Consider the following 20,647-nt stretch of genomic DNA (forward strand, 5'->3'; position numbering starts at 1 on the left):
ATGCCGGGTTATACCCATGTCGAGGGTCTCAGTTCCGCGGACGTGCAGCACCTGCGGTCGGTGTGGGCACCGCTGGCCGATTCCGTGCGGGCACTGATCGATGCCTCCATCCGTTCGGAGGTCGACGCCGAGGAGGTCGCGGCCGTGCAGGCCCAGATCGACGCCGCGACCGCGCGGTTGCAGGCCAAACAGATCGACGGGCCATTCGGTGTGCGGTTCACCTCGGACGGGGACCGGATGCCGTGGGGCAACCCGGCGATCGGCATCCGCAATCCGATCGCGCCGCCGCTGGTGATGGTGAAGGACCCCGACGGCAGCGTCCACACCGATTTCCGTCTCGGCGCCCCGTACGAGGGGCCGCCCGGCCACGTACACGGCGGCATGGTGGCGATGGTGCTCGACCATGTGCTGGGGGAGGTGGCCGCCAGCGATTCCGACCGTCCGCGGTTCACCGGGACCCTGACCATCCGTTACCTGCGGGCCACCCCGCTGGGCGATCTGCACGCCGAGGGGCGGATCACCCGCACGGACGGAATCAAAGCCTTTGCCTCCGGCCATGTTTCCGATGCCCAGGGAATCACGGCCGAGGCCGAAGGGGTGTTCATCCTGCCGAAATGGGCGCGCGGCTAGCGCGAATCACCTGCGGGTTCCACGCGATCGATCGCGATGTCCTGCAAGCTGCGGGTGATCGTGGTCAGTTCGCCGATCAGAATGCGCGCGGCGCCGTTGTCGGCGGACAACGTCGACGCGACGTTGTGCACCCGCCGCAACGCGGCCGACACCTCGGCGGTGTCCAGGCTCCAGGGCACCGCGGGGCTCGGTGGCGCTCCGCGCAGGGCCTCCACGTAATCGTCCACCGCCGCGATGAACTCGCCGTGCAGGGCAGACGAGGGATGCGTCGGCAGGCTGTTCTCCAGCGTGGTGCACGCGCTGGTCACCGAATTCAGTGCGGAGCGGTAGGACCGTAGCCAGCGCCGCAGGATCGGCGGTTCCAGGCTGGTGGCGCCCCACGCGGCCTCGAATGCCGCACGGGCCCGGAAGGCCCGTTGCCAGGCCGCCGACAGGATCTCGGCGGGATGGTCGATTTCGTGGACGAATGCCTTGATCACGAGTGCGGCGTAGTCGATCTCGGTCATCAGCAGTTCACCGGCGCGTTGGCGCAGCCGGATGAGGGCGTGGTCGGGCAGCGCTACATGGGCCATCACGGCCAGGGCGCCGCCGATCAGCATGGCGAACAGTCGATCGGTGTCACCCGACCACGGTGCGGACGCGCTCACCCCGGCCGCGAACATCAGGATCGCACCCACCGCCGCGCCGACCGGGAGATAGCCGTACTGCGCGACGCCGTAGGCCAGTCCGACGAACAGGAGCGCGCATATCGCCGAACCGATCGGGCCGGGTTCCCACACAAACGTGAGAGCCGAGGCGACGATGATGCCGACGCCGAGGCCGGCGATCCGCCCGGCGCACCGCGTATAGGTGTGCGCCGTTTCGGGCCGCAACACCACGACGGCGGCCAAGGGGATCCAGTAGCCGTGCTCCAGCCCGCTGTAGCGGGCCGCGGCCGCCGCCAGCGCGGCGGTAACCGACAGTCGGATGGCATGGCGCAGGATCGGCGAGGTCCAGGTCAGGTGGGACCGGACCACGGCGGGTGCCGAGGCCAGCGAGCCGATCAGGTCGGGCCGGTGCAGGCGCCCGAACCTCAGCACCGCGGCCTCGCGCAGCTGTTCGCAGAAGCGTTGCGCCAGTGCAGCTTCGGGGCCGGTCACGGCGGCAGCGGCGGTGTGAACCCGCACCAGCGCGTGCTCGGCATCGCGGCGGGCGGTGTGACCGTGGTCGGCGATCGCATCGAGCAACACCGCCGCGGCGGTCAGAAGTTGGGGAAGCCCGGTGTCAGCGGAATCCTTGTCGTCCGCCGAGCCGTCACGGTCAGCCGTGGAGCGCAACGAGGCCAGGGTGCCGGCCAGGCGCTCCGGGAGGCGATATCCGCCGTGGTACGCCCGCGGCCGTTGACTCACCTGACTGTCGGCGAACACCTCGCGCAGCCACGTGAGCGGGGCATCGTCGACGGCCGCGGTGCCGTCGGCGGCGACGTTGCGGGCGTCACCGGCCAACGACTGGTAGGCCCGGGTGAGTCCGTGGCGCTGGGCGCGCCAGCGGCGCGGCGGCCACACGGCGATGAGGGCCGCCTGGACCACTCCGGCGACGATGACCAGGGTGGGTGCCAGCAGCGACTGGGCCAGCGTCGGTGCGACCGGTGGTGCCAGCACCAGCAATGCGCTGGCCGCGGAGGCCACCAGGCCGGAGTTGGCGCCCAGCGACCACTGCATGCCCGCGGCGAAGCACCACAGGGCAACCACCGCGATGAAGACGGGACTGTGCCCTCCGGCGAGGGTGCCCAGCAGGACCGCGATGGCCAGTTCCACGGAACCGGTGACCACCAGCGGCACCCGGCCGCCGGGACTGCGCTGCAGCGCGATCGCACCGGCGATCACGCCGCCGCCCAGCGTCCACATCGCTGTCGCGCCGGAACCCCACGCCACAGCGACCGCAGTCACCGCCAGAACGCCGATCAGGCTCCGGATCACCGCACCGGCGTCAGGGGTGTTGAGCCGGAGGGCATCGGCTGCCTGTCCACCTGTGTGCACCTCACCATTCTGGCTCGTAATCGGCCGTCGGTGGGGCAACCGCCCACGCGTGGCGCGCATTCCGCACCCGCGCGGTCATAGTGGAACGTGTTCTCGTTAGGCTGCAGCGGCTACGGCGCGCACGCGAGGAGTGAGAGATGACCCTGCTGATCGAGGACAACAATCGGGTACGCACGCTGACCCTCAACCGCCCCGATGCGCTCAACGCGTTCAACGAGGCGCTCTACGACGAGACGACGGTCGCCCTGCGTGCCGCAGCCGAGGATCCCGACGTGGCGGTGGTGCTGCTGACCGGGGCCGGCCGGGGGTTCAGCGCGGGGAACGACCTCGTCGAGATGCAGGCCCGCATCACCAACCCGGAGGAATCCACCCCGGGCGAGCACGGGTTCTACGGGATGCTCGACGTGCTTGCGGATTTCCCGAAGCCGTTGATCTGTGCGATCAATGGGGTCGGCGTCGGTATCGGCGTCACCATCCTCGGGTTCGCCGACCTGGCGTTCATGTCCTCATCGGCCCGGTTGAAGTGTCCCTTCACCAGCCTGGGCGTGGCGCCCGAGGCGGCCTCGTCGTATCTGATGCCACGACTGCTCGGCAGGCAGAACGCCGCCTGGCTGCTGATGTCCTCGGAGTGGGTGAGTGCGGCCGAGGCCCGCGAGATGGGCCTGGTGTGGAAGGTCTGCGAGCCTGACGATCTGCTGAGCGAGGCCAGGGGATACGCCGAAATCCTGGCAGCCAAGCCGATTTCGAGCCTGATCGCGGTCAAACCTGAGTTAGGACATTTGGCTTAGTAAGCCACTTTGATGCCGAGTGCGGTCAGGATTTTCCGTTGAGGCGTAGGAATTTCGGGTGGGAATGCTTGGCTGGCACCGTTGATGACGATGGTCGCTGAACGTAGTGGCCGTAGTTGTTTGATGACGTTGGCGATGGCCAGGCCACTGCGTTCCTGGATGCAGTGCGCGACGGCCAGGGCGGTGAACACTATGGTCAGGTGCGCTTCGATCGCCTCGCGGGTGCGATGGAACATAGGCCGGGCCTCGAGATCGGTCTTGGACATCCGAAATGACCGTTCGACGTGCCACAGGTCGTGGTACTTGGCGATGACTTCCGCGGCGGCCATGACCTCGACACTGAGGTTGGTGACGTAGCCCTTCAACCCGACCAGAGATTGCGCGCGAGCCAAACTGACTTCATCGAGGGCGCGTCCACCGGCAGTGGTTTTGACGAATCGGGTCGATTTCGCAGCCCGCTGACCGCTGATGACCTCCTTGGCGCGGGTCTCCTGGGCGTGCAGAGTCTTCTGATCACGGCGGGCGCGTTTGGCCGAGTAGGCCCAGATCGCCCGCCACGCCCCCGAATGATCCTCGGGGTTCCAGACCGGCTCGGCGCGCTTGTCGGTGTCATTGACGACGCTCTTGGCATGCCGGGGTGTCACGGTGTCGATGATCTGACCGTCGGTGAAAACATCACCGTTCCAATAGAAATGCGAGGCGAGATCGATTGGAGCCTTCACCGCTCGGGAGCCGACGATGAATCCCAATCCGGCGTCATCGAGGGCGGCGAGGTTGGTCGCTGAGAGCATGCCGGCATCCGCGGCGACCACGATCGGGGTGTCACCGAGGTCGTGGCGTTGCGCGAAGGCGGTGATGATCGGGATGAGCGTGGTGGTTTCGGCGGTGTTGCCCTCAAAGCAGCCGATCTCCAACGGAAATCCGGTGCGATCAACGAGTAGGCCGACCACGATCTGCGGATCCACGCGGCGTTCCTTCGAGTAGCCGACCTGGCGCAGGTCGTCTTCGTTCTCGGCCTCGAAATACAGCGTGGTGACGTCGTAGAGCAGCAGGCTCAAGGTGCCACGGTCGGCGGCATGGATGAAGCATTTGGTCGCGATCACGTCGCGGTAGTTGCCAGCGTTGACCTTGGCCAGGTGACGCTGAACAGTCTTATAGGACATCGGTTCTGCACCCAGGTCAGCCAGCACCCGCAGCGAATCCATCTTGCTGGTGGGTTCCACGATCCGGGCGATCACCAGATCCCGGAACACTGTATCGGCGACGGCATCGAACCCTATCCAGTCATAGATGCCTCCGATGACGTCGTAGAGCAGCCGCGAACTGGTCGCCGCGGTGCGCCCCGGCGCCGCCGGCGCACCCTTGGGGACACCGGCCGGCAACGTCAACGTGCCGTGGCGCCAATCGGCCACATCAGCGACGCGCTGCGCGCGAGCAGGTACCTCGAAATCCAGCACATCTTGATCACCGATAGCGATCCGCCGGGCTTGTTCGAGCAACACACCCAGTTCGGCGTCGGTATGAGCCGATCCGATGTGCTCGACCAGCACGTCACGGCGGCCGTCCTTGCGCATCACCTGCACCGCCACCGCGCCCGAGGCAGTGCGCACTTTACGCACGAACACCCACCGGACCCTACCCGCTTAGTAAGCCAAAACCCGACCATCGCAAACTAAAACCACAGGTCAAAGCGATTCCGATTCCAAAATCCGCCGGGGGTGTCCTAACTCAGGCGGAGGCCACCAGGCCGGAGTTGGCGCCCAGCGACCACTGCATGCCCGCGGCGAAGCACCACAGGGCAACCACCGCGATGAAGACGGGACTGTGCCCTCCGGCGAGGGTGCCCAGCAGGACCGCGATGGCCAGTTCCACGGAACCGGTGACCACCAGCGGCACCCGGCCGCCGGGACTGCGCTGCAGCGCGATCGCACCGGCGATCACGCCGCCGCCCAGCGTCCACATCGCTGTCGCGCCGGAACCCCACGCCACAGCGACCGCAGTCACCGCCAGAACGCCGATCAGGCTCCGGATCACCGCACCGGCGTCAGGGGTGTTGAGCCGGAGGGCATCGGCTGCCTGTCCACCTGTGCACCTCACCATTCTGGCTCGTAATCGGCCGTCGGTGGGGCAACCGCCCACGCGTGGCGCGCATTCCGCACCCGCGCGGTCATAGTGGAACGTGTTCTCGTTAGGCTGCAGCGGCTACGGCGCGCACGCGAGTGAGAGATGACCCTGCTGATCGAGGACAACAATCGGGTACGCACGCTGACCCTCAACCGCCCCGATGCGCTCAACGCGTTCAACGAGGCGCTCTACGACGAGACGACGGTCGCCCTGCGTGCCGCAGCCGAGGATCCCGACGTGGCGGTGGTGCTGCTGACCGGGGCGGCCGGGGTTCAGCGCGGGGAACGACCTCGTCGAGATGCAGGCCCGCATCACCAACCCGGAGGAATCCACCCCGGCGAGCACGGGTTCTACGGGATGCTCGACGTGCTTGCGGATTTCCCGAAGCCGTTGATCTGTGCGATCAATGGGGTCGGCGTCGGTATCGGCGTCACCATCCTCGGGTTCGCCGACCTGGCGTTCATGTCCTCATCGGCCCGGTTGAAGTGTCCCTTCACCAGCCTGGGCGTGGCGCCCGAGGCGGCCTCGTCGTATCTGATGCCACGACTGCTCGGCAGGCAGAACGCCGCCTGGCTGCTGATGTCCTCGGAGTGGGTGAGTGCGGCCGAGGCCCGCGAGATGGGCCTGGTGTGGAAGGTCTGCGAGCCTGACGATCTGCTGAGCGAGGCCAGGGGATACGCCGAAATCCTGGCAGCCAAGCCGATTTCGAGCCTGATCGCGGTCAAACAAGCGATGGTGGCACCGATCCGCGATCAGATCTCGGCGGCCGTGGAGCGGGAGAAGGCGTTGTTCGTCGAACTGGTGGGCGGGGCGGCCAACGTCGACGCGCTGGCTCAATTCGCCGACCGTAAGGGCTAGCGGGTGGCCCGCGACGGGCAACCGTTGGGCTGGTTGGGACACCCGTCAGCTGCCTGATGGGCGGCGATGATGGCGCGGATGGTGCGGCGGCACCGCCCGCAGTCGGCGCCGGCGCCACAGGCCTCGGCCACTTCTTTGGAGCTGGTGGCGCCGGACTCGACGATTTCGTTGACGACCTGACTGGTCGCGCCGGTGCACAGGCAGACGAACATCAGTCGTCCTGCTCGTCGACGTTCATGATGTGGGCCAACTTGCCCACGAACAGGCTCGGGTAGGCACCGAAACCGGCTGTGGTCATCCACTCGGCCGCCGCGTCCGGGTGGTCGATCCACTGCCGGGCGCTGATCTCGTCGGAGACCTCCTGCAGGATCATCACTTCCTGGCCGTCGTCGAGGGCCTGATAGATCCAGATCTTTCGGATGCCGCCCTGCTCGAAGCGCTCGAGACCGTCGTGCACCTTGCGCATCAAGGTCGGCACGTCGTCGACGGTGGCTACCGCGCCGACGATCACCCCGGCCACGTGACCTTCCGGGGACGGCTCGGTCAGGTCGATCTTCTCCACCACTTCGCCGCCGAATATCGGTGGAATATCTTCGACGCCGGAAATGTCGAACCACTCGAAAATTGCCGGTGAACGCAGTACGTCGCGGATTGACCGGGCATGCCGAATTCCGATCGTGACCAATACTCGGCCGGGCTCCCAAATTGATTTATAGAGCACCACATGGTGGGCGCCGATCGACAGCAATCCCGAGCGATGTTTCTTCATCCATTTCCACATTTGTTCGACATCGTCGACGCGGAAATCGCAGGACAAAATGAGCGAGTGCAAATCATACTCACTCATTTATTGCCGACCTTTCATTCGGGGTGGGATAGCGGATTAGTGCAGTCTAACCTTAGTTAGGACAGCCAGTCCACTCCTCCTGGACACGCCTCGGGTGCGGTGACGTGGGCTCCGCGGTAATGCCGCACGAACACGCCGAATTGGGCGTCAATCATTGCGCTACACCGTGATACCTGGACTAGATTGGACGTGCGCGGCACACGGCAACACTTGGCCGACCCTCAAGGTGCTTAGGAGTGATCATGCAAGGCGATCCGGATGTTCTGAAATTGCTCAATGAGCAATTGACGAGCGAACTCACTGCAATCAACCAATATTTCTTGCACTCGAAGATGCAGGATAATTGGGGATTTACTGAACTGGCTGAACATACCCGTGCCGAATCCTTCGAAGAGATGCGGCACGCGGAGACCATCACCGATCGAATCCTGCTGCTGGACGGACTTCCGAACTACCAGCGGCTGTTTTCGTTGCGTGTCGGGCAGACCCTTCGTGAACAGTTCGAGGCTGATCTGGCGATCGAGTACGAGGTCGTCGCCCGGCTGCGGCCCGGAATAATCATGTGCCGGGAAAAAGAGGATGCGACCTCGGCGCGGATCCTGGAGACGATCCTGGCCGACGAGGAAGGCCACATCGACTACCTGGAAACCCAGCTCGAGCTCATGGAGAAGTTGGGCGATGCGCTCTATGCCGCGCAGTGCGTCTCCCGGCCACCTCAATAAGGGCCGGTAGCGCCGCCAGTTTCAGTCGTGGCCGCCCTGGGTAGCCGGTGCACCGCCGGTTGTCCGGGGCGGCTTTGTTCGCGCTGTAACTTTCATAGCTTACCTAACGATATGGCTACCGGACCGTACCGGCAGACCGGCGAAAGGAAGCCATGACGAGCCCGACATCGACCGCCGAGCACCACTCGGGGCCGCCGCTGCTGAGTGTGCGCAGGCGCAACCTGGTGTTCGTCGCGGTGCTGCTCGGCATGCTGCTGGCCTCGCTCAACCAGACCATCGTCGCCACCGCGCTGCCCACCGTCGTGGCGGACCTCGGCGGTGCCGGTCATCAGGCATGGGTGGTGACCAGCTATCTGCTCGCCTCCACCGTCGTCACCGCCGTCGTCGGGAAAGTCGGCGACATCTTCGGCCGCAAGGCCGTGTACCAGGTGGCGGTCGTGTGCTTCCTGGTCGGGTCGGTCCTCAGCGGCATGTCGGGATCCATGGCCATGTTGGTGGCCGCGCGCGTGCTCCAGGGGATCGGCGGCGGCGCCATCATGGTGACGTCCTCGGCGTTGATCGCCGAGGTCATCCCGCTGCGAGACCGCGGACGTTATCAGGGTGCGCTCGGCGCCGTATTCGGCGTCACCACCGTGGCCGGTCCGCTGTTGGGCGGGTTCGTCACCGATCACCTCGGCTGGCGGTGGGCCTTCTGGCTGAGCATCCCGGTCGGCATCGTGGTCCTGTTCGTCGCGGCGGCGACCATCCCGGCGATGGTCTCCCGTGGCCCGCGCCCGGTGATCGATTACGCCGGAATCGTGTGGGTCGGACTGGGGGCGTCGGGTCTGACCCTGGCCACCAGCCTGGGCGGTGAACTGGACTGGACCTCGCCGACCATCATCGGACTGGTGATCGGGTCCGTCCTGGCGCTGGCGATGTTCGTCCGGGCCGAAATCCGAGCGGCCGAACCGATTCTGCCGATGCGCCTGTTCCGAAATCCGGTGTTCACGATGTGCTGCGTGCTGTCGTTTGTCGTCGGCTTCGCGATGCTGGGCGCCTTGACGTTCATGCCCACCTTCATGCAGTTCGTCGACGGTGTATCGCCGTCCGAGTCCGGACTGCGCACCATGCCGATGGTCATCGGGCTATTGATCACCTCGACGGTCAGCGGCAGCCTGGTGGGCCGCACCGGCCGGTACAAGATCTACCCGATCGCCGGCACGGCGATCATGCTCGTGGGTTTCGTGCTGCTGTCGCGGATGAACGCCGCGACACCCGTCCCGATCCAGTCGCTCTACCTGCTCATCCTGGGTGCCGGCATCGGCATGTGCATGCAGGTTCTCGTCCTCATCGTGCAGAACACCTCCGATTTCAGCGATCTGGGCGTGGCGACCTCGGGCGTGACGTTCTTCCGGACCATCGGGAGTTCCTTCGGTGCCGCGATTTTCGGGTCGTTGTTCGTCGGATTCCTGTCGGACCGGCTGCCAGGCGCACTTGCGGTCAGCGGCGCTCCGTCGGTCGCCGGCGATTCGCCCAAGGCCTTGCACGAGTTGGCCCCCGAGGTCGCGGCCCCGATCGTGAACGCCTACGCCGATGCGCTGGATCTGGTGTTCCTCTGTGCCGCGCCGGTGGCGCTGGTCGGCCTGATCGTCGCGCTGTTCCTCAAAGAAGTGCCACTGCTCGAGGCGGAGGCGACGATGGCGGCCGATCTCGGTGAAGGCTTCGGCATGCCGAGCTCGGAATCGGCGGACCAGGTGCTCGAAACCGTGATCAGCCGGCTGATGCGGAGTTCACCCGAGATCCGGCTGCGCAACGTGGCCGGCGGGCCGGGGTGCGAGCTGGACGTTGCGGGCTTGTGGGCGCTGCTCAAGATCTACCGGCACGGCCAGATCTTCGGCTCGGCTCGCCTGACCGAGATCGCCGACCGCCTGGTCGTACCCTGCGAAGTGCTCGAGCCGACCTTCAACCGGTTGGTGCAGGACGGCTATGTGTTGCGCACCGGGGACAACCTCTGGCTGACCCAGAGTGGGGTACGGCAGGTCGACGGCGTCTCGGCGGCACTCGTGGGGCGGATCGTCGACAAACTGGGCGATTCGTCGACGTTCGAGGGCCGACCGGACCGGACCCAGGTGGAGGCCGCGCTCGAACGCATCGCGCACCGGGTGGTGGTGCAAAGGGACTGGGGCGATGACCACCGTGTCGTGGAGCGGACCGGCTCCGGAGCCAAAAACTAGAACTTGTTCCAGAACTGCGGTGTTTTACGTACGATTCAGCACATGAGCCGTATCGGAGAATTTCCCGACGACGACGTGGCCGGCTGGATCCTCAGGTCTCCCGAGATCGGCACCGCCATGGCCAACTTCACCAACGCGGTGTACACGAAGGGGCGGCTGCCCCTTCGGGTGCGGGAGCTCGCCCGGATGGTGATCGCGCTCGACAACGAGTGCGTGGTGTGCCAGAACACCCGCGATTCCGAGGGGGCCGCGGCGGGGGTGGACGAGGATCTCTACGATCACGCCGCCGAGTGGCGGACCTGGCCGGGTTACAGCGCGCAGGAGCGGATTGCCGCCGAGTTCGCCGCGCGATTCGCCTCCGATCACACCGGACTGCGCGACGACGAGGACTTCTGGCAGCGCGCCGGTGAGCAGTTCGACTCCGAACTGCTCACCGATCTGTCGCTGTCGTGTGCGATGTGGCTCGGAATGGGCCGGATGCTGCGGACCCTCGACATCGGGCAAACCTGCAAGATCACCCTCTGATCGACGGGGTCAGACCAGCCCGGTGGCGTCGAACACCCACGACATGTCGGCGGTGGCGAAGTTCTCCAGCCAGTCCGGCGGGGCGTGGTTGGCCAGGGCGCTCATGTCCCAGTAGTCCTTCCACAGCGTCACCTTGCCGTTCTCGATCCGGTGCACGGTGACGAACTTCAGCACGGCGGATTCTCCTGTGGTCCAGTGCCATTCCTCGTGATGTTCGTACATGGCATCGCGACCGTTATCCACGAGCAGGCCCGGGAAGTTCTCGTAGGAGGCCAGCGGTTCGAGACCGATCTTGAGCCGCTTGACGATGTCCTCAGGGCCCTTGGCCGCCGCGGCGGGGCCCACCGGCATGTCGAGGTAGATGCAGTCATCGGACAGGTACGTCTTGAGAAGTTCCCAGTCGCGTTCCGACAGCGCTTTCCACATGCCGTGAACGGTTTCCTCGATCGAGACGTCTTCAACGGGCACTGGTCAACTTCCCATCGTTGGTGGAGATCGACGGGACGCGGTGTGCGGCCCGCAGGAACTGGCCGGTGCGCTGATTACCCACCAGGTCGGTCAGCGCACCGTCGGCGAATACGGTGCGTCCGCCGACGAGCACCGCGGTGACGGTGTCGTCGTTGCGGTTCACCATGCGCGACAACCCGCCGTACTGTTCGACGGCCTCCTCGGCGTAGGCGTCGAGAGAGTCGTCGAGGTGCGCCGGGTCGATGACCACGATGTCGGCGCGATCGCCGACGCGCAGATGACCGGCGTCGATCCGGTACCAGTCGCCGAGTTCACCGGTGAGTCGGTGCACGGCCTGCTCGATCGACATGAACGGCGTACCGGCCCGTTCGGCGTCGCGGACGTGGCGCAGCAGGCGCAGTCCCATGTTGTAGAAGGCCATGTTCCGCAGGTGCGCGCCGGCATCAGAGAAACCGAGCTGGATGCCCGGATCGCGGGCCAGCTTCTTGAGCACCTCGGGCCGGTGGTTGGAGATCGTGGTCCGCCAGCGGATCGCGGTGCCGTGCTCGAGTACCAGATCCAGGAAGGCATCGACCGGATGCAGCTCACCGCGCTCCTGCCCGACCTGGCCGAACGTCATGCCGACCACGGATTCGTCGGGGCAGGCCACGATTTCGGCGTCGAAGAAGTCGCGGTGCCAGACCCGCACGCCGAACTTGCTGTCGTAGTCCTTGCGGAACGCGCGCCGGTAGGACTCGTCGCGCAGCAGTTCGTTGCGCTCGACCTCGTCGCGCAGATGCAGAGCCGCTGCGCCGGAACCGAATTCCTCGAACACCACCAGGTCGATACCATCGGCGTACACCTCGAACGGCACCGGCAGATGCTGCCACCGGAAGTTCCCGCCGAGCGCGTTCGCGGCCTTGGCCAGCGGTCCCATCATCCAGATCGCATACGGGTTGGCCTTGATGTCGGCGGCCGAGAGCAGGCTGGTCTTGAGCTGCTTGCGGAACAACCCGAGGGACTGCGCGACCTGCGAGGCCAGGTTGAGCGGATTCTGGATGTCGGGACCGGACTGCAGCACGCGGCCCGTGCGCCGCAGCATCGACTTGAGCCGGCGCAACTCGCGTGGCTTGGCGTAGGTGGAGGGCAGGGTTCGAGATCGGCAGGTGTCACCGTCGATCTTGTCGAAAAGCAGTTGCTGTGAGGACATCCCGACGAACCCGGCGTCGAGGGCCTCTGTGAGCATCTGCTCCATGCGGGCCTGCTCGGCTGCGGTCGGTCGCTGGTCCTTACGGGTCGCCCGGTCGAGGCCCATCACTGCGGTCCGCATATCGGAGTGCCCGATGAAGGCGGTCAGGTTGGGGCCCAGTGGCAGCGATTCGAGTGCTGATACGTATTCGTCGCAGTTGGTCCACGTCTTATTGTCGTCGACGGCGGCGATCACCTGGTCGCGCGGGATCGCCTCGACCCGGCCGAACAGGTCACCGGCATCGGTGCCGCTGACGTGCACGGTCGACAGCGAGCAGGATCCGAGCATCGCGGTGGTCACGCCATGGCGCAGTGACTCCGACAGTGACGGGCCGTTGAGGACCTCGACGTCGTAGTGGGTGTGGATATCCAACATCCCGGGCATGACCCATTTGTCGGTGGCGTCGATGACCTGCGGGCAGTCCGTCTCGTCAAGAGGGTCGGGGGAGATGGTAACCACGTGCCCGTCACTGATTCCGATGTTGCGGACCGCTGACGGGGCACCGGTGCCGTCGAACCACCGGCCGTTGCGAAGGATCGTGTCGAAGCTCACCCAGCCCATAGAACCGTCCCGGTAGGGGCATGTCAATGAAATCAGTGAACAGATTTGAAAAAATGTCTACCAAAGTGGGAGGGGACGGGCTGAACTGGGGTTATAGCGGAGCCCAGGCGTCAGGAAGACGCCCGTCGAGGTCGGTGAATCCGTAGTGGCGCGCCAGTGCGGCCGAGCTGGTGGAACGTTGGTTCCACTGGGCTCTCTGCGGGTCGGCGGCCACCGCGGCGACCCCGCGCCCGACGAAGCGGGGGGACTCGGATTCGGCGAATCCCGGCGGAGCCGCCGGGTAGCCGTCGGTGCGGGCGAGGTCGAGTGCGCAACGCCAATTGGTCTCGCCGACGCCGTAGTTGTCGAGCATCATCTCCGAGCGCAGCCATCCCGGGGTGACCGAGACGGCGGTCGCACCGAACGCGGCGAGTTCGTACCCGTGGCTGAACGCCAGTCGGTTCACTGCGTTCTTGACCAGGTCGTAGAACACCGAGAGTCGGGGGTTCTCCGCATTGAATTCGGTTGTTCCATCGGTGATCTCGACCAACAGCCCACCGGGGCGGTCGGCGAGCAGCGGCAGCAGACAGTGCGACGTGATCAGGTGCGTGTCCAGTCCGAGACGCAGCATCCGTAACCCGTCGTCGAGGTCGTGCTGCCACATCGGTCGTCCCCAGGTATCCGGCGGCCCCTTGAGGACCTCGGCTCCCCAGATGTCGTTGACGAGGATGTCGATGTGCCCGTAATCAGCCTTGAGCCGCCCGGCGAGCTTGCGTACCTGCGTCACATCGAGGTGGTCGACCTGTGCGGCGACGCCGGATCCGCCCAGCTCCGTCACCAGTTCGGCGGTTTCCTCGATGGTTTCGGGCCGGTCGTAGTCGGAGAGGCGGTTTCCACATCTGCTGCTCCGACCGGTGCACACGACGGTCGCACCAACCTCACCCAGCGCTGCGGCGATACCCCGACCCGCGCCACGGGTAGCCCCGGCAACCACGGCAACGTGTCCCCGCAGCGCCTCCGGGTCGGGTATCCAGGCCATCCGACGAGTATCGCGCGACCTGCAGTTCTATAGCTGCAGTTCGGCATTTCAGCGCATACTGGCTGAAGTGACTCCACTGCAGCGCTACATCGCCGAGGAAATCGCGACCTGCGCCGGCTGGGAATGGTGCACGAGTTGATCACCGAATCCGACGCCAACCATGCGTTCTTCAACGACACCGGCGACCGCTACAACCCCGCGGCCGCGGCCGACGCCTGGCGCCGGATGCAGGACTGGTTCGCAGCACATCTGGCCTGAAACCGGCACATCGCAGCCCCGCGGGGCGGATAATCATCGGCGGTGACGACAATCTCAGGGGGCGAAGGTGCTTCGACTTGCAGCGTTGATAGCGTCGATGTTTCTACTCATGGGGGTGAGTGTTGCTTGCGGACAATCGAATTCGCCGACTAGTCATGGCGAGCAATCGGGCAGTGTCACCGTCAGTCCGGGTACTGGCGTACCGAACGGCCCGGTCATCATGATCGAAGGCATGGGGTTCAGCGCCCTGGGACCCGTGGCGCCCGGGACCCAGATCACCATCGTCAACAACGATGAGGTCGAGCATTCGGTGACGTCGCGGACCAAGGGGGTGTTCGACGTCCACGTGGAGGGCAAGGAACGGGCAACGCTCACCGCTCCGCAGGAGCCGGGGGAGTACCCGTTCTACTGCCTGTATCACCCCGCGATGCTGGGCACCCTGACCGTCAAATAGACCAGGCCACCGGCATGCGCTTGATGCCGTGGATGAACGGCGACAGGAGTCGGTCGGGTTCCTCGGTCACAACGAGGTCGGGCAATTGGCGGTGCAGTTCCTCGAACGCCACGGTGATCTCACGTCGTGCCAGGTTTGCTCCGAGGCAGAAATGCGCACCGCCGCCGCCGAATCCGAGGTGGGGATTGGGATGGCGGGTGATGTCGAACTTCCATGGATCGGCAAACTTGGACTCGTCGCGATTTGCCGATCCGTACCACAGGGTCACCTTGGCTCCGGCGGGCAGCGGTGTCCCGCCGAGCACGGTGTCCTGGGTGACGGTGCGGCGCATGTAGTTCACCGGCGAGGCCCAGCGCACGATCTCCTCCACCGCGGTCGGGGCCAGTTCCTCGTAGCGCGACCACCACTTCTGACGTTGCTCGGGGTACCGGGTGAGGGCGAGCACGCCGTGGCTGATGGCGTTGCGGGTGGTCTCGTTACCCGCGACCACCAGCAGGATGAAGAACGAGGCGACCTCGGCCGAGGTCAGCCGTTCCCCGTCGACCTCGGCCTGCACCAGGCTGGTTGTCAGATCCTCGGTGGGCACCGCACGTCGTTCGTCGGCCATCGCTGTTGCGTAAGCGCCGATGTCCATCGCCACCCGGAGGAACTCGTCGAAGTCGGTGGTCAGATCGGGGTCGCCGAATCCCAGGATCACGTTGGTCCAGTGGAAGATCCGCTGATGGTCCGGTTCCGGGATGCCCATCATGTCGCAGATGATCTGCAGCGGTAACGGTCCGGCGAGTTCGCCGACCAGTTCGGCGGTGCCGTCGGGATTTCTGGCCACCATGTCACTGACCAGGCGCCGGGCCCGGTCACGCACAGAATCCTCGATCAGGGCCACGACCCGCGGGGTGAACGCGCTGCGCACGATGTTGCGCAACCGGGTGTGACGCGGATCGTCCATCACGATCATCGAGCCGAAATACTCTGCCAATTCCGGGGTTTGATCACCGACGGTGATTCCGGACGCAGAGCTGAAGATCTCCGGATGGCGGCTGGCGTGGAAGACGTCGTCGTACCTGGTCACCGCCCAGTGTCCGGCAGTCTCCGGAGAGCCGTCGAGCATGCAGGCCGGGTGGAAGGAGATCGGGTCGTCACGGCGCAGCACGCCGAATGCGCCGTCCCGGAAATCGTCGTCTTCGCGCCAGAACTGCCAGGAACCGAGGTTGATCTCCGAGCGCGGCATGTCGTCGGGACGGGCTCCGTTGATTCGCGGTGCAATACCCACCCTGCCAGGGTAGGGCCGCGGCGGTCCAGAAAATGGGTAACGCTCGGATCGGCCACGGCGATACCCCTCGGGGGTGCACGTTTCGCCGCTCGCAGCCAGGTGAGTTGCAAGGCGTTGTGGCGCCCGGCCATTGGGGGATGGCAGGCGCCGGGTCACGACCGTAGGAGGTTCAGGTATGAGACTGACCAAGTTCGTGGCGGCCGCGTTGACAGTCGGTGCGTTCGGAATGGGTGTTACGGGGCTGGGGACTCCGGTGGCATCGGCGTCGCCCGTTGCGCCGGTTCCGCTCAAGCCGGGGCACGGCAACGACGACTGCTTCCCGTTCTGCAACGGCGGGCCGCCCGGCCATGACCGTGATTTCAACCGCGGGCACGATTTCGACAACCGCCGCCCTGATTTCGACAAACGTGGTCATTGGGACGACAAGGGTCCGTGGTGGGCGAACAACCGGCACGACTGGTGGGACGACCGACAAGGCCCGCCGCCGTGGGGTTGGGGTCCGCCGCCACCGTTCCAATGGCGGGGCGGCCCGCTGCCACCGACCATCAACTACTGGGGCTACAACTTGAACCCGGTGTGGGACCACGGGTTCCGGCAGTGGGGTGTGTGGTTGTTCGGCGTGTGGGTCCCGATCTTCGGCGTCGGCTGATGCCCCGCCGGTAGCGGTCAACCGCTCTCGCGGGTGGGGCCCTCGTCGCCGTTCCGGTCGACATCATCCTGATCGTGCCGAACGACGCGGACCCGCCCGTGGGCCAGGCATGCTGCATAGCCGTGGTATTTCCCGTAAAGCTCCCACGATGTCCGGTCCTCCTCGGGCCGGACATCGATGCGGTGCCCATCGGAAAAGCTCAGGTGCAGGCTGCCGTTGTCCTCCCAATCGGCATGTGTGCAGCGCTTCCCCGCGAAATCGAACAGCGGCCGAACCTCGTTGCGCAGTGACCGCGGGTCCAGCGACACCACTTCCGACGCGTCGGTATCGGTGGCCGGCAGTGTCAGTTCCAGCGGAACCGAGATGACCAGTTCGTTGTAGTCGTCAAGGTTGAGCACCAGGCCATCGCGAAACGCAATCCGCTGGACCAAGCACCCTTGAATCCATTGTTCGCTCATTGTCTTACTCTGAACCGCCGGACCACCGGGCACAAGAGGCGCCCACGCGGTGTTGAGTCGATCATGGATGGCATGGGAAACGTCGGATGAAGGTCCGGTTCGGGGTAGGCATCGGCGCCGAGACCGCCCCGGACGAACTGGGCGGCATGGTCGATCACCTGGAGGATTCCGGGGTCGACTCGCTGTGGTTCTCCGAACTGGTCTACACCCCGGCGGTGGATCCGTTCATCGGCATGGCCTACGCACTGGCACGTACCCGGCGGTTGAAGGTCGGGACCTCGGTGGCCATCCTGCCGGGCCGCCATCCGGTGCTGGTGGCCAAACAACTGGCCTCGCTGGCAGCGCTGGCACCCAAGCGGGTCCTCCCGGTATTCGGCCTGCATTCGGCCCTGCCGGCCGAACGGGACATCTTCGTCGTCCCCGACCGCCGCCGGGCCGCCGTCTTCGACGAATCGCTGCACCTGTTGCGATCGGTCCTGAACGGCCGTGACGTGTCGTTCGAGGGGGAGTACTTCACCGTCCGTTGCGCACAGGTGCAACCGGTACCGGTGAAACCGATCGACGTCTGGCTGGGCGGATCGGCACCGGCGGCCCTGACCCGTATCGGCAGATTCGGCGACGGATGGCTGGGCAGCTTCCTGACTCCGGCCGAGGCGGCGACAGCGCGCCGGCGCATCGAGGCCGAGGCGGAGGCCGCAGGCCGGACCATCGAACCCGACCACTACGGCATCAGCCTCGCGGTGGGGGACGGCGCGCTGCCTGCAGACCTGCTCGCCGCGGTGCGTCGCCGCAGGCCCGACGTCGACCCGACCGAACTGGTGGCGGCCGACTGGCCCGACCTGCACCGCCAGATCGACGGCTATCTGGCGGCCGGCCTGACCAAGTTCGTGATCAGGGCAGCGGGTCCCACCGGTCGCGCTGCATTCCTGGACCGGTTCACCGCCGAGTTGTTGCCCCGGCAGAACTGATCCCGCCGAAAGCTCGGCCGGTGAACTCGGGGGTGTCGGCTTCCGTGTTAGGGGGTATGCGCAGCCATGCGTGCGCTGCGCCCTGAGCGAAGGAGACTGCCATGAGGATGCGACTCCCGCGGTTGCGCCAATCAGTCATAGCCGGCCTGGCCGGCGTGCTGTCGACGGTGGCGATGGTGTTGGCGCTGGTTGCCGCACCGACTGCCATCGCCGACGATCGGCTGCAGTTCACCGGCACCACCTTGTCCGGCGCGCCCTTCAACGGGGCCGGCCTGGCCGGGCGGCCCGCGGTGCTCTGGTTCTGGACGCCGTGGTGCCCGTTCTGCAACGCCGAGGCGCCGTCGGTGAGCCAGGTCGCCGCGGCCAATCCGCAGGTCAGCTTCGTCGGTGTGGCGGCACACTCAGATGTCGGGGCCATGCAGGGATTCGTCGACAAGTACCACCTCAATTTCCCCAATCTCAATGATGCCGACGGGTCGATCTGGGCGCGCTACAACGTCCCGTGGCAGCCGGCGTATGTCTTCTACCGCCCCGACGGGTCGTCCACGTTCGTCAACAACCCCACCTCGGCCATGCCGCAGCAGGAGCTGGCCGATCGGGTCGCGGCCCTGAAGAGTTAGTCGCCGGGCGTGCCGGACAATCTGGTGGCGTTGGCGTTCGGCGCCGGACTCGTCGCGGCACTCAACCCCTGCGGATTCGCGCTGCTGCCCGGGTATCTGGCGCTGGTGGTGCGGGGCACCTCACCGCGCGGGCCGCTCAACGCGCTGGCGCGAGCGCTCGTGGCCACCATGGTGATGACCGCCGGATTCGTTGCGGTGTTCGGCGCCTTCGGCCTGCTGACTGTCGCCGCCGCAAACACCGTGCAGCGATACCTTCCCTACGTCACGTTGCTCATCGGGATCATCCTGATCCTGCTGGGGGTCCGGTTGCTGGCCGGCCGCCGGCTCGGGTTGATGTTGCCCGACGCGGTGGCCGGCCGTGCCGGATGGGCACCCACGGCGCGGCTGGGCTCGATGGCCGGCTACGGCGTCGGGTATGCGCTGGCATCACTGACGTGCACCGTGGGGCCCTTCCTGGCGGTCACCGGTGCGACGCTGGAATCGAACACCGCGCTGCACCGGGTGGCGGTGTTCGGCGCGTACGCGGGAGGGTTCGCCCTCGTCGTCGGTGTGCTGGCCGTGGCGACCGCGCTGGCCGGCACCGTAGTGCTCGACCGGTTGCGCCGCGTCGTCCCGTACATCAGCCGGATCAGCGGAGCCCTGCTGATCGCCGTCGGTGCCTACGTCGCCTACTACGGTTGGTACGAGATCCAATTGTTCAGCGCCGCAGGAGATCCCGATGATCCGGTGATCGCCGCCGCCGGCCGTATACAGGGCGCGTTGGCGGGGTGGGTGCACCGGCACGGCGCGTGGCCGTGGTTGGTGGCGCTGGGTGCGCTGGTCGTGGCCGGTCTGGTCGGCCGCTCGGCGGTCCGGTCGTTGTCGGCCGATCGACCAGGGGAGCGTCAGCGTTGAGGTCTTCAGCGTGCCGGCGGGCCCGCCGGGGTTTCGGTGGCGTCGCGGCGCCGTGCGGCCATCCCGGCCAGCGCCTCGAACACCACCCGGTGCGCGGCGTTCACCGTGAGCTCGGCGTGGTCGTAGGCCGGGGCCACCTCCACCAAGTCGACTCCGACGACGTCATGGGCGCGGCACAGCTCTCGCACCATCCGCAGTAGGTCTGCGCTGGTGATGCCGCCGGGCTCCGGCGTGCCGGTTCCCGGTGCATGGGCCGGGTCGAGGACATCGATATCCACGGAGACATAGAGCTTTTCGGCCTTCTGCAGTGCTTCGGAAACCGCGTCGGCCATCACCTCCTTGAATCCGCGCTCCCAGATCTCCTGCATGGTGTGCCACGTCATGCCCTGCTCCAGCATCCATTCGAACGTGTCCTGCGGTGGCCAGTAACCACGCAGTCCGACCTGGACGAAATGGGTGCCGGGCACCGCGCCGGACTCGATGAGCCGACGCATCGGGGTGCCGTGGCTGGCCAGATTGCCCTCGATGTTGTCGGCGGTATCGGCATGCGCATCGAAATGCACGATGCCGACGTTGCCGTAGCCGTGGACATCGGCCACCGCGGTCGCCGAGGGCCAGGTGATCGAATGGTCACCGCCGAGCACCACCGGAACGATGCCGCGCGAGGCCACCGCATGGACCCGCTCGCGGATGTTGGCGTGGGAGACCTCGGTCTGCCCGTGTGGGCAGTACGCATCACCGAAGTCGACCACTTCGATCCAATCGAAGATCTCCAGGCCCAGGTCGAGGTGATAGGTGCCCGGTTCATAGGCCGTCGCCCGAATTGCCCGCGGACCGAACCGGGCGCCGGGACGATTCGTCGTCGAAATGTCGAACGGCGCACCGACGATCGCCACATCGGGTTGCCAGGTGTCGAGTTGCGCCGCCTCGGTCAGGAACGGCCGGTGCCCGAACGAGACCATGCCGGAGTACGGCAGGTCGAGCTGCTCGGCCATGCCGGGCGGCAATTCACGCTGTGGATCGTGATCGTGCTGATCGCCCATGTCCAGACATTACCGCCGTGAGCATCGCGGTAT

The 20,647-nt window shown here is 66.1% G+C and carries 21 protein-coding genes and 2 pseudogenes; 12 read left to right on the plus strand and 11 right to left on the minus strand.

Annotation, left to right across the window (positions count from 1 at the left end; all coding sequences use genetic code 11):
• On the plus strand, positions 1–630 hold the full coding sequence (locus tag G6N44_RS03230) for a PaaI family thioesterase (RefSeq protein WP_163661071.1): 630 nt from the start codon (positions 1–3) through the stop codon (positions 628–630).
• Here the strand turns inward: G6N44_RS03230 and G6N44_RS03235 are convergent.
• Positions 627–2,648, minus strand: coding sequence for an FUSC family protein (locus tag G6N44_RS03235; RefSeq protein WP_163661073.1), 2,022 nt, complete (start codon positions 2,646–2,648; stop codon positions 627–629). The two genes, G6N44_RS03230 and G6N44_RS03235, sit on opposite strands and share 4 nt — an antisense overlap.
• A 137-nt stretch (positions 2,649–2,785) precedes the next feature.
• Here G6N44_RS03235 and G6N44_RS03240 point away from each other — a divergent pair.
• Positions 2,786–3,412, plus strand: a pseudogene (locus G6N44_RS03240) (enoyl-CoA hydratase/isomerase family protein); the annotation flags it as partial.
• A gap of 20 nt (positions 3,413–3,432) precedes the next feature.
• Here G6N44_RS03240 and G6N44_RS03245 read toward each other — a convergent pair.
• Both G6N44_RS03245 and G6N44_RS03250 read right to left on the minus strand, forming a co-directional pair.
• Positions 3,433–5,010, minus strand: a complete 1,578-nt coding sequence (locus tag G6N44_RS03245; protein ID WP_126336751.1) for an IS1634 family transposase — start codon at positions 5,008–5,010, stop codon at positions 3,433–3,435.
• Between the two features lie 154 nt (positions 5,011–5,164).
• A complete protein-coding gene (locus G6N44_RS03250; RefSeq protein WP_235682927.1) occupies positions 5,165–5,536 on the minus strand; it encodes a hypothetical protein in 372 nt (123 codons plus the stop codon).
• A gap of 126 nt (positions 5,537–5,662) precedes the next feature.
• On the opposite strand from G6N44_RS03250, the gene G6N44_RS03255 reads away from it, so the two are divergent.
• Positions 5,663–6,418, plus strand: coding sequence for an enoyl-CoA hydratase/isomerase family protein (locus tag G6N44_RS03255; RefSeq protein WP_163661075.1), 756 nt, complete (start codon positions 5,663–5,665; stop codon positions 6,416–6,418).
• Here the strand turns inward: G6N44_RS03255 and G6N44_RS03260 are convergent.
• Together G6N44_RS03260 and G6N44_RS03265 are read right to left on the minus strand one after the other, a co-directional pair.
• Complete coding sequence (locus G6N44_RS03260; protein WP_163661077.1) at positions 6,415–6,630, minus strand: (2Fe-2S)-binding protein; 216 nt, start codon at positions 6,628–6,630, stop codon at positions 6,415–6,417. The genes G6N44_RS03255 and G6N44_RS03260 overlap by 4 nt on opposite strands.
• Entirely contained in the window at positions 6,630–7,265 is a 636-nt protein-coding gene (locus G6N44_RS03265) for a fatty-acid--CoA ligase (protein WP_163661079.1), read from the minus strand. The genes G6N44_RS03260 and G6N44_RS03265 overlap by 1 nt, the downstream gene beginning before the upstream one ends.
• Before the next feature lie 242 nt (positions 7,266–7,507).
• On the opposite strand from G6N44_RS03265, the gene bfr reads away from it, so the two are divergent.
• From bfr to G6N44_RS03280, 3 genes are all read left to right on the plus strand, one after another.
• Positions 7,508–7,987, plus strand: a complete 480-nt coding sequence (gene bfr, locus G6N44_RS03270) for a bacterioferritin (protein ID WP_163669537.1) — start codon at positions 7,508–7,510, stop codon at positions 7,985–7,987.
• Positions 7,988–8,139: 152 nt separating this feature from the next.
• A complete protein-coding gene (locus tag G6N44_RS03275; RefSeq protein WP_163661081.1) occupies positions 8,140–10,200 on the plus strand; it encodes an MDR family MFS transporter in 2,061 nt (686 codons plus the stop codon).
• A 42-nt stretch (positions 10,201–10,242) separates the two neighbouring features.
• Complete coding sequence (locus G6N44_RS03280; RefSeq protein ID WP_163661083.1) at positions 10,243–10,725, plus strand: carboxymuconolactone decarboxylase family protein; 483 nt, start codon at positions 10,243–10,245, stop codon at positions 10,723–10,725.
• 9 nt (positions 10,726–10,734) lie between these two features.
• On the opposite strand, the gene G6N44_RS03285 is transcribed toward G6N44_RS03280, so the two are convergent.
• From G6N44_RS03285 to G6N44_RS03295, 3 genes are all read right to left on the minus strand, one after another.
• Positions 10,735–11,151, minus strand: coding sequence for a nuclear transport factor 2 family protein (locus G6N44_RS03285; protein WP_179964536.1), 417 nt, complete (start codon positions 11,149–11,151; stop codon positions 10,735–10,737).
• Positions 11,152–11,182: 31 nt separating this feature from the next.
• On the minus strand, positions 11,183–12,973 hold the full coding sequence (locus G6N44_RS03290; protein ID WP_372508278.1) for an N-acyl-D-amino-acid deacylase family protein: 1,791 nt from the start codon (positions 12,971–12,973) through the stop codon (positions 11,183–11,185).
• 100 nt (positions 12,974–13,073) lie between these two features.
• A complete protein-coding gene (locus G6N44_RS03295; protein ID WP_163661089.1) occupies positions 13,074–14,000 on the minus strand; it encodes an SDR family oxidoreductase in 927 nt (308 codons plus the stop codon).
• A gap of 108 nt (positions 14,001–14,108) precedes the next feature.
• Here G6N44_RS03295 and G6N44_RS03300 point away from each other — a divergent pair.
• Both G6N44_RS03300 and G6N44_RS29360 read left to right on the plus strand, forming a co-directional pair.
• Positions 14,109–14,258: pseudogene (locus G6N44_RS03300) on the plus strand (dienelactone hydrolase family protein); the annotation flags it as partial.
• A gap of 232 nt (positions 14,259–14,490) precedes the next feature.
• Entirely contained in the window at positions 14,491–14,712 is a 222-nt protein-coding gene (locus G6N44_RS29360) for a cupredoxin domain-containing protein (protein ID WP_235682928.1), read from the plus strand.
• On the opposite strand, the gene G6N44_RS03310 is transcribed toward G6N44_RS29360, so the two are convergent.
• Entirely contained in the window at positions 14,705–15,982 is a 1,278-nt protein-coding gene (locus G6N44_RS03310) for a cytochrome P450 (RefSeq protein WP_163661094.1), read from the minus strand. The genes G6N44_RS29360 and G6N44_RS03310 overlap by 8 nt on opposite strands.
• Before the next feature lie 175 nt (positions 15,983–16,157).
• Here G6N44_RS03310 and G6N44_RS03315 point away from each other — a divergent pair, with 175 nt between their 5' ends.
• Positions 16,158–16,631 carry a hypothetical protein gene (locus G6N44_RS03315; RefSeq protein ID WP_163661095.1) on the plus strand — a complete coding sequence of 158 codons (474 nt, stop codon included), beginning with the start codon at positions 16,158–16,160 and terminating at the stop codon, positions 16,629–16,631.
• Positions 16,632–16,648: 17 nt separating this feature from the next.
• Here G6N44_RS03315 and G6N44_RS03320 read toward each other — a convergent pair whose 3' ends face one another.
• Entirely contained in the window at positions 16,649–17,089 is a 441-nt protein-coding gene (locus G6N44_RS03320; protein ID WP_163661097.1) for a DUF6188 family protein, read from the minus strand.
• A gap of 86 nt (positions 17,090–17,175) precedes the next feature.
• On the opposite strand from G6N44_RS03320, the gene G6N44_RS03325 reads away from it, so the two are divergent.
• The 3 genes from G6N44_RS03325 (at position 17,176) to G6N44_RS03335 (ending at position 19,571) form a co-directional block, all read left to right on the plus strand.
• Positions 17,176–18,057, plus strand: a complete 882-nt coding sequence (locus G6N44_RS03325; RefSeq protein ID WP_163661099.1) for a TIGR03854 family LLM class F420-dependent oxidoreductase — start codon at positions 17,176–17,178, stop codon at positions 18,055–18,057.
• A gap of 101 nt (positions 18,058–18,158) precedes the next feature.
• The gene (locus tag G6N44_RS03330; RefSeq protein ID WP_163661101.1) at positions 18,159–18,677 is read left to right on the plus strand and encodes a protein disulfide oxidoreductase; all 519 of its coding nucleotides are present in this window, start codon (positions 18,159–18,161) and stop codon (positions 18,675–18,677) included.
• 9 nt (positions 18,678–18,686) lie between these two features.
• The gene (locus tag G6N44_RS03335; protein WP_163661104.1) at positions 18,687–19,571 is read left to right on the plus strand and encodes a cytochrome c biogenesis CcdA family protein; all 885 of its coding nucleotides are present in this window, start codon (positions 18,687–18,689) and stop codon (positions 19,569–19,571) included.
• A gap of 5 nt (positions 19,572–19,576) precedes the next feature.
• On the opposite strand, the gene speB is transcribed toward G6N44_RS03335, so the two are convergent.
• A complete protein-coding gene (speB, locus tag G6N44_RS03340) occupies positions 19,577–20,614 on the minus strand; it encodes an agmatinase (RefSeq protein ID WP_163661106.1) in 1,038 nt (345 codons plus the stop codon).
• Between the last annotated feature and the right edge of the window lie 33 nt (positions 20,615–20,647).

This window comes from Mycolicibacterium alvei, from assembly GCF_010727325.1.
Taxonomy (GTDB): domain Bacteria; phylum Actinomycetota; class Actinomycetes; order Mycobacteriales; family Mycobacteriaceae; genus Mycobacterium; species Mycobacterium alvei.

Excerpts from the sequence above, each read along its gene's own strand:
- G6N44_RS03230 (WP_163661071.1), top strand. The coding sequence starts at position 1 with ATGCCGGGTTATACCCATGTCGAGGGTCTCAGTTCCGCGGACGTGCAG.
- G6N44_RS03245 (WP_126336751.1), bottom strand. The coding sequence starts at position 5,010 with ATGCGCAAGGACGGCCGCCGTGACGTGCTGGTCGAGCACATCGGATCG.
- G6N44_RS03250 (WP_235682927.1), bottom strand. The coding sequence starts at position 5,536 with ATGGTGAGGTGCACAGGTGGACAGGCAGCCGATGCCCTCCGGCTCAAC.
- G6N44_RS03255 (WP_163661075.1), top strand. The coding sequence starts at position 5,663 with ATGACCCTGCTGATCGAGGACAACAATCGGGTACGCACGCTGACCCTC.
- G6N44_RS03260 (WP_163661077.1), bottom strand. The coding sequence starts at position 6,630 with ATGTTCGTCTGCCTGTGCACCGGCGCGACCAGTCAGGTCGTCAACGAA.
- G6N44_RS03265 (WP_163661079.1), bottom strand. The coding sequence starts at position 7,265 with ATGAGTGAGTATGATTTGCACTCGCTCATTTTGTCCTGCGATTTCCGC.
- bfr (WP_163669537.1), top strand. The coding sequence starts at position 7,508 with ATGCAAGGCGATCCGGATGTTCTGAAATTGCTCAATGAGCAATTGACG.
- G6N44_RS03275 (WP_163661081.1), top strand. The coding sequence starts at position 8,140 with ATGACGAGCCCGACATCGACCGCCGAGCACCACTCGGGGCCGCCGCTG.
- G6N44_RS03280 (WP_163661083.1), top strand. The coding sequence starts at position 10,243 with ATGAGCCGTATCGGAGAATTTCCCGACGACGACGTGGCCGGCTGGATC.
- G6N44_RS03285 (WP_179964536.1), bottom strand. The coding sequence starts at position 11,151 with ATGTGGAAAGCGCTGTCGGAACGCGACTGGGAACTTCTCAAGACGTAC.
- G6N44_RS03295 (WP_163661089.1), bottom strand. The coding sequence starts at position 14,000 with ATGGCCTGGATACCCGACCCGGAGGCGCTGCGGGGACACGTTGCCGTG.
- G6N44_RS29360 (WP_235682928.1), top strand. The coding sequence starts at position 14,491 with ATGGGGTTCAGCGCCCTGGGACCCGTGGCGCCCGGGACCCAGATCACC.
- G6N44_RS03315 (WP_163661095.1), top strand. The coding sequence starts at position 16,158 with ATGAGACTGACCAAGTTCGTGGCGGCCGCGTTGACAGTCGGTGCGTTC.
- G6N44_RS03320 (WP_163661097.1), bottom strand. The coding sequence starts at position 17,089 with ATGAGCGAACAATGGATTCAAGGGTGCTTGGTCCAGCGGATTGCGTTT.
- G6N44_RS03325 (WP_163661099.1), top strand. The coding sequence starts at position 17,176 with ATGAAGGTCCGGTTCGGGGTAGGCATCGGCGCCGAGACCGCCCCGGAC.
- G6N44_RS03330 (WP_163661101.1), top strand. The coding sequence starts at position 18,159 with ATGAGGATGCGACTCCCGCGGTTGCGCCAATCAGTCATAGCCGGCCTG.
- speB (WP_163661106.1), bottom strand. The coding sequence starts at position 20,614 with ATGGGCGATCAGCACGATCACGATCCACAGCGTGAATTGCCGCCCGGC.